The following is a 1,164-nucleotide window of genomic DNA, read 5'->3' as shown; positions in this document are numbered from 1 at the left end:
GAAGCCTGCCGCGTTGCCGTTGCCCGACAGGCGGTCGCGCGCGCCGGCGTATTGCGCCCAGACCGCCTTGCCGCTGGCGTCGCGGACGACCGATTGTGCTTGCGATGATGCGTCGCCGCCGTTGCCATTGTGGCTGCCGCCGCTGCCAGCATTGGCGCCACCCATGGCCCGCGTGCGCGCCAGCATGCTATCGCGCACCTGCTGCGACTGCATGGTCAATGCGCTGAGCATGCTCGCGTGCGCCTCCCCGGACCAGTGGTCAAAGCGCCGCGACAGGCCTTCCGTACCGGTGGCCATGACCGTAGCGTCATAGGCCGCCAGGCCCACGCCCGCCGTATCCAGGGCTTCGGCCACCGCGCGCTGGTTCGACGTGCTCGCCGCCGACGCGAAGGCGGTGCTGTTGCGATTCACGGCGAAACGATAGCGTGTGGGATCGTTGTTCTGAACGCCCTGCTCCAGATCGAGGAACACATACGGGTCCGGCACCCTGGCGTAATCGCCCTGGATGCCGCCAGCTGCCTGCAGCACGGTGTACTCGCGGTTCACCGCGTTGGCGCTGATACCAGCGACCCACAACGCTGCATCATCGATGCGCGCGGTGCCCTGGACATCGATACGGTCGGACGCCGTGCCATCGGCGTTGATGGCGGCAATATATAGGCCCTCGGTGCGCTGCACATAATCGCCCGCCACCTTCAANGACGCACCCGGGTTCGCGGGCGCGACCGTGCCGGAGACCTGTGTCGAACCCACGGTACCCGAGCCGGTCAGCAACGCCTCGCGCTCCACCGTCAACGGCGAGTGTGCGTTGGAGCCCTGCACCGCCAGCACGCCCCCCTTTACCGTGGTCGGTCCCGCNTAGGTGTTGTGACCCGTCATCAGCAGCGTACCGGCGCCGCGCTTGGTCATGCCGCCCACGCCCTCGATGTCGTTGCCCCACCAGGAGTCATGTCCCTGCGTATCGACGTCGAAGATCGGATCGAAGCCTTCGGCGCCGAACTCCACGGGGCCCCGCACCGCACGGCCCAGATCCAGCGTGCCCCAACCATAAATACCGCGATCGGCGCGATGGCCTTCGCGATTGGCCGAGGTCAGCACAATCTCCCTGATCTGACGCATCGTCATGTAGGGAAACGCTTCCTTGGTCACCGCCAGTGCGCCGGA

The 1,164-nt window shown here is 67.0% G+C and carries 1 protein-coding gene and 1 pseudogene; both read right to left on the bottom strand.

Annotated elements, in window-relative coordinates; genetic code table 11:
* Positions 1–700: 700 nt before the first annotated feature.
* Positions 701–858, bottom strand: a pseudogene (locus ACNA0R_RS27235) (hypothetical protein); the annotation flags it as partial.
* A gap of 1 nt (position 859) precedes the next feature.
* Positions 860–909 (bottom strand): hypothetical protein (locus tag ACNA0R_RS27230; RefSeq protein WP_415829201.1); only part of this gene is annotated, 50 nt, incomplete at its 3' end.
* Positions 910–1,164 lie beyond the last annotated feature (255 nt).

Source organism: Bordetella sputigena (genome assembly GCF_965137885.1).
Lineage (GTDB): Bacteria > Pseudomonadota > Gammaproteobacteria > Burkholderiales > Burkholderiaceae_B > Bordetella_C > Bordetella_C sputigena.
Note: the sequence above shows the minus strand (reverse complement) of the source record. Positions and strands in the feature narration are given on the sequence as shown.